Source organism: Anaerobium acetethylicum (genome assembly GCF_900096945.1).
Taxonomy (GTDB): domain Bacteria; phylum Bacillota; class Clostridia; order Lachnospirales; family Lachnospiraceae; genus Anaerobium; species Anaerobium acetethylicum.
In genome coordinates, this window is sequence record NZ_FMKA01000029.1 from 40,367 (window position 1) to 46,560 (window position 6,194).

Annotated in this window: 6 protein-coding genes; 3 read left to right on the plus strand and 3 right to left on the minus strand. The window is 35.9% G+C overall.

Going from position 1 to position 6,194, the window contains the following annotated elements; genetic code table 11:
- Positions 1-28: 28 nt before the first annotated feature.
- The 3 genes from BJR36_RS15900 to BJR36_RS15910 are packed head-to-tail and all read left to right on the plus strand — an operon-like array spanning position 29 to position 4,115.
- Entirely contained in the window at positions 29-1,633 is a 1,605-nt protein-coding gene (locus BJR36_RS15900) for a response regulator transcription factor (RefSeq protein WP_091236195.1), read from the plus strand.
- Between the two features lie 17 nt (positions 1,634-1,650).
- The gene (locus tag BJR36_RS15905) at positions 1,651-2,703 is read left to right on the plus strand and encodes a sensor histidine kinase (RefSeq protein WP_091236197.1); all 1,053 of its coding nucleotides are present in this window, start codon (positions 1,651-1,653) and stop codon (positions 2,701-2,703) included.
- Entirely contained in the window at positions 2,700-4,115 is a 1,416-nt protein-coding gene (locus BJR36_RS15910) for an ATP-binding cassette domain-containing protein (protein WP_091236198.1), read from the plus strand. Before BJR36_RS15905 ends, BJR36_RS15910 begins: the two co-directional genes overlap by 4 nt.
- A 363-nt stretch (positions 4,116-4,478) precedes the next feature.
- On the opposite strand, the gene BJR36_RS15915 is transcribed toward BJR36_RS15910, so the two are convergent.
- The 3 genes from BJR36_RS15915 to BJR36_RS20405 all read right to left on the minus strand — a co-directional run.
- Positions 4,479-5,288, minus strand: coding sequence for a phospholipase D-like domain-containing protein (locus tag BJR36_RS15915; RefSeq protein ID WP_091236201.1), 810 nt, complete (start codon positions 5,286-5,288; stop codon positions 4,479-4,481).
- Positions 5,289-5,746: 458 nt separating this feature from the next.
- On the minus strand, positions 5,747-5,908 hold the full coding sequence (locus BJR36_RS20400; RefSeq protein WP_169823740.1) for a hypothetical protein: 162 nt from the start codon (positions 5,906-5,908) through the stop codon (positions 5,747-5,749).
- 16 nt (positions 5,909-5,924) lie between these two features.
- The coding region (locus BJR36_RS20405; protein ID WP_330387963.1) for a hypothetical protein at positions 5,925-6,194 on the minus strand (270 nt) is incomplete at its 5' end.

The following is a 6,194-nucleotide window of genomic DNA, read 5'->3' on the forward strand; positions in this document are numbered from 1 at the left end:
GAGCTCTTTATGGAAGGATTGATATATCATGTTAAAAGTACTGATAGCTGATGATGAAATTAAAATCTGCAAGCTCATCGAATGTCTTATTGACTGGCAATCAATAGGTTTGAAAATAGTTTCTGTAGTACATGACGGTTTGTCTGCACTCTCTGCTATACACGAACATCAGCCCGACATTGTAATTACAGATATCCGTATGCCGAATGTTAATGGATTGGAACTAATCAAAAAAACCAAAGACATTAATGCAAATATTAATTTTATAATTATAAGTGGATACAGCGATTTCACTTATGCTCAACAAGCCATAAAATATGGTGTAGAAGACTATTTATTGAAACCAATAAAAAAGAACGAATTATTGTCAACTTTAACCAAATTAGTCGAGAAGCATAGGGAACAAAAGACCAAAGAAACAGAAACAAATGACATGCTACAGCAAATACATACAAACAAAGAGATAGTGAAAACATACTTTATCAATGAATTGCTCGATAATTATGAGGTGCCCAATTTCATTCCGAATTTGAATAAAATCAACACTCAATATTATTGTAATTTCAATGATGCGTTTTATCAAATCATGGTGATTCAACCTATATGTATGAATGATGTTCTTAGTGATGAAATTTTAGCTTTCTTTATGTCGAAAGCTACAAGCATTATACAAAAAGAAATCAATTATTTAAACGAGCTTATCATAAGCAACCATGGAGAATTTACATACTGTGTACTCAATGGATCTTACGATCAACTTATAACTTCTGCGGATCCCGCAAGACGCATTCGAAGTGAACTATTAGGACTAAAAGATATTTTTAGCAATTTAAAGATTTATGTTTATCTAAGCTCTGTCTATCAAGGAATCGAGCAGCTTCCTTTATGCATGAAAGAGGTCCTTTTTGCCTCTTATGATAAATTAACTTCCGTATCGTCTATCATACAATATGAACAGAAAAAGGAAAACAGTAACATCAACGCTATTTTAAGTGCTCAATTCCGTAAAGATTTTCTTTTCTCACTTGAAACATTAAACACTTCACGCATATCAAAATTACTAACAGAAACAATGCAAAACATAATCGATAAAAACTTACAAGGTAATGATATATATGCTATTTACACTGAATTGATAGATATGTTTTCATACGGAGTTAAAAATTATAATTTCAATATTGATTACGCTTCCGTAACTCAGAATCTTCTGCTGGAATTCCATACTTTCACTAATCTCACTGACCTGATAAATCATGTTATCGCTGTTATAAACAGTAAAATCACACAATTACAAACAGAAAAACAATTGGAAAATACAAGACCGATCAGATTAGCAAAACAGTATATCAACGATAATTATACCTCTCCTCTGACGCTGGAAATGATAGGCTTAGAAATAGGATTAAATCCTTCCTATTTTTCAAGTATTTTCAAAAAGGAAACCGGGAAAAATTTTATCGACTATCTCAATGCAGTTCGAATTGAAAATGCCAAACAACTGCTAATTGAAAATTCGTTAACTGTCATGGATATCTGTGAAGCTGTCGGTTTCAATGATATCAAGTATTTTACCAAACGCTTCAAAAAAGAAACCGGCTTATCTCCCAGCGATTATCGCAAACTATACTCTTAAAGCAGAAGAGGTCTATTATGAAAAAAGGGTTTTATCTGTCCAACAAAATATTTTATTTGTTTTGTATTTCACTCATACTCAATGTATTTGCTTTTCTATTCCTATTACAGGAGGCCTTTTTAAAACCTTATGCTCTACTGGATAAGGTTGTTATTTTCTGCATGTTGCTCACTCAGTTCCTTGTTAGCCTGCTATTCTACAAATGTTGTTTTTTACCATTTCAAAACACGAAAAAATCATATCTGCTTTTCAGTCAAGGGATTATTTACGAAGAACTTTTTACGGCTGGAAATATGCCTTTTTTAGAATTTGAACTGGCAATGAAAAGGGTTCATCTGTTGCTTAACAAGCAGGACTCTATTAATTTATCAAAAAAACAAGCAGAATACCTCGCACTTCAAAACCAGATCAACCCTCACTTCCTCTATAATACTCTTGAAGCCATCAGAGGTGATGCTCTGTGCGAAGGAATTACCAGTATTGCAGAAACAACAGAGGCACTTGCCTCATTTTTCCGTTACACTATTACTGACACTGGCAATCTCGTTCCTTTAGAAAATGAAATTGAGAATATTCAAAATTATTTTATCATTCAGCAGTATCGTTTTGGAGATAGATTAAAAATGACATTTGACTTTCCTTCAAACGAACCGACTTTGTTGCACCTTCAAATTCCAAAACTGACTTTACAGCCAATTATTGAAAATGCTATTTATCATGGGCTGGAACAAATCAGCAGAGAAGGTATTGTCAATATCAGCTTTGAAACAACAAGAAACAGGCTTTTTATCAGTATCACCGATAACGGTAAGGGAATCCTTCCTGATGTCCTTAAAAACTTGAATGATGCGTTAGAACAGGTCGGAGTGAGTTATGTAAGCGAATCTTCAGCAAAAAGAAGCGGCATAGCACTCAAAAATGTATCCCGCAGAATCAAGCTTTTATTTGGAGATGAATATGGCCTGCAAATATATAGCACTCCCGAATTTGGAACAAACGTCCGAATTGTTCTCCCCAAATTAACCAAAAACGATCTTGATATTCACAAAACAGGAAAGATAAAAATATGAAAGAAGAATCATTCAGAATAGAAAATGCCATTATGAACCGCAATGGACACGCACTCTTAAAAAAAGTGAATTTTCAGCTTTTTTCACAGGAAATCATCGGTCTTATTTTTAATAATTCTGACGAAAAAAATACATTAATAAAGTTTTTGATGTGTGAACTCCCACTGCACTATGGACGCATATATATAAAAGATACCCTTATACATCCCTTTGATTTACCAGAGGCGTTAAAAAAATCTGTATATGTCATAACCAGTCCTACGTCTTTGTGCAAACAGCTAAGTATTCAAGAAAACCTTTATTACAGTGTTTTTCCTTCTTTGTTTATTAGCAAACGGAAATTTTCAAAAAAAGCTCTTGTTCTAATGGAAGAATTTGGTTTTCATTTTGATCCTAATAGCCCCATATCTCAATTAACACCTTGCGAATGTTGCATAATTGAGTTATTGAAAGCTCATGCTTTGAACAATTCTATTATTGTACTTGCTGATATTATCGGTGCCCTGACTCCTAACGAAATACACATTGTGTTTGACCTCGTCGCTAAGTTGAAACACTTAGGACATTCTTTCATTCTCATTGGTTATGAAACAGTACTCTTTGAATATGCTAATACTATTGCTCTGATCCAAGATGGATGCACCATCGGTATTTTCAATCCTTCCGAAATAAAGCCTGAATACCTTCATAAATTGTTTTGTAAATACTCTCTTCCTATTGAGTATAAGAATGCCACCGTTCTTTCCGAACCTATGTTATCTTTTGACGACATATACAGCGATACTCTCCAAAACATCAGTTTTTCACTTAATCGTGGTGAAGTAATGAAAATTATTTACTCCGATGACGATAGTGCACAAGATCTGATTCGAATACTAAAAGGCAACACATCTATCATATCCGGCACAATCAGAATCAACAAGAAAATTTATAAATTGCCACATAACAACAATTCCTTTGAACACGGCATCGGCTTTATCGAAGACAATCCCTTAACAACAATGCTCTTCAAAAATCTTACTGTCTTAGAAAACATGTGTTATCCATTATCGTCAAAAGTCTCTGGATTCTGGATGCAAAACAAATATAAAAAAAGCGTCATAAAATCAACCAGCCACTTAATTAATCCCAAATACCTTAACTTATCAATATCAAAAGTTCCGCAAGACATTCTTTACATAAGTATTTATGCAAAATGGCTTCTTTTCCTCCCCAAAGTATTGATTTGCATTAATCCTTTTTCTATTTCTGATTATCAGATTAATCAGGTTATTAATCAAATGATCCTCCTGCTTACTCAGAAAGGAGTATCCATAATAATCATTTCATCTACATGGCCTTCGCTTTGTACTATCGAAGGTAAACTATATTATTTAACGCAGGGTAAATTAGTTGATCACGAGACACCATAGTTTTAAGCCAATGATATCATGGTCAAAATTCAACGTGAAAATGGGTCAAAAGTATGTATGATTCAACAACATTCCCTGCTTCTCAGGGACAGAGGGGATATTCTTTTCATAAGTAAAAATCCTCGTCACTCAAGTGGCAAACCTATCCGGTAGCCATCCGGATTTTGGTAAAAAATAGAACTATATTGACTATAGATTTACGTCAGCCTTTTCTCTGATTTCAATCTACGTCAATCTAGTCCTATTCTGATTTACATACCTATTCGCTCCAAGCTTTGATTGTCGCTTGCGGGCCTTCGCAATTTTTTCTCTTAACAATACATACGGGGTATAAAACACTATTTATTCAATAACGGATTAGGACTAAGCCGCCCAAGCCCTTGATTTTACCGGACTTTTTTGACCTGTCACAATAATAACACGTTCCCCGGTCGCCGAAATAAGCAAGGCCTTATCCTTCTTCTTATCCCTCAATTCCTCCAGCGCCCTGGTCGCCTCAACCTGCATTTTATTCGGCTTGAATGTATATGTTTTCATTCGTGCCAGCTTCTGATTCACACGGACTTTCCGATTTTCCTGATAGATCTTTTCATACTCACTTATCCACTCTTCCGTCAAAATTTCGGCAGTTTTCCACATAAACTGGAATTCTTCGTTGGTTTCCTTGATTAACTCCCCATCCTCAAGAGATGTCACCTTCAGATTCCATTCTTTATTTGATTTCAATGCATACTGGGTCAGGTTGGAGCTGCCCACTATGAATGTATGTTTATCTCTGTCTGCCCGGTCCTGGAACATATAGCCTTTTGTATGAAAGTGCTCTTCCGTAAAAACTTTGACTTCAAGGTTTGAAAAAGCAAGTAATTCTCGCAGCGCATCCGGTTCGTTAAAAGCCAGATAATCGGTAGTGAGAATCTTCCCTCTGATTCCATTCTTTCCCAATTCTTTAAATGTCTCTTTTAAAACCACGAGACCGCTCTTTGTTATAAATGCAACTGAAAACCAGAAGGATTCGCAATGATTCAGTTCTTTCGCAATATTAGCGAGAACTGTATTTCCCCTTTTTGTATCGTTGAATAGTAGTTTTGGACGCAGTTCTTCTGCGGATTCGAAGCCGCTTTCAATGAAACTTGTTTTTGCTGCGTCTAAAATATTTTGTGCTAAGTTATTCATTTTCCCCGTACCACCTTTCCACTACAATAATACCATATATTGACATTTCACAGAGAATTTTTTTATGTTTTATTAAATTTGATAACCGAAAAAATATTCTTATAGAGTTAGCAAATGGCATCAATATCTCTATCTCTTATTTAATGGATAATGAGGATTTTAAACCTATACGCAACAAAAAAACAGCTGTCTTTCAAGCTGTTTACAATACCTATCCACTCCTTCTGTAAGGGATAGGCCTGGTTGTATTCCGTAAGAAACCTATCCACTATACAGTTGGGAAGTCTTTTGACTTTCTGTTCGGTTACACGGAGACAACCATTGGTTTGTCCCGTATCAAATGCATGTTCCTTCTCCTTCTATCTAATCACCTGTTTTTGCAGTCCGAAAAAATATCTTACAAATCTGCGATTTGCACAATAATTCCAAAAACCGATAAGCATAAGATCCACCTCCTCTCAGGGCGTGCCTGCTTTTGCAAATACCAAAAAGATTCTCAATACAAGTCCGAACAGGAGCAGCATTATCTTTGCTCCCTCTAGAGCTAACTTCAGGATGCTGAGTGCGCTCAACACAATTCCTCTTAAAACAAATGATATACCGCTCCATATGGCTCTCATAAGTAAAGCCTCCCTTCTATGACCAGCTTCCCGCCAGTTCTGCCATTACCTTGTCTTCGAATACTTCCTCTTCAGCCTGGCCTGCTTTTTCTGACTGGGGCAATGCATTCAACCCGCCCAAACGGCTTCCTGCCAGCATCCCTCCAAGAAGACGGATTACTTCATTCCTGGCTTCTGTCATGACGTCCTGTCTCAGTCTTTCTTTCATTTCATCGAACTCAGATCTGGTAACAAATCCCTTTCTGGCTGCCTTTCTTTCCGCACCGCTGATTGTGATGTTTTCCTC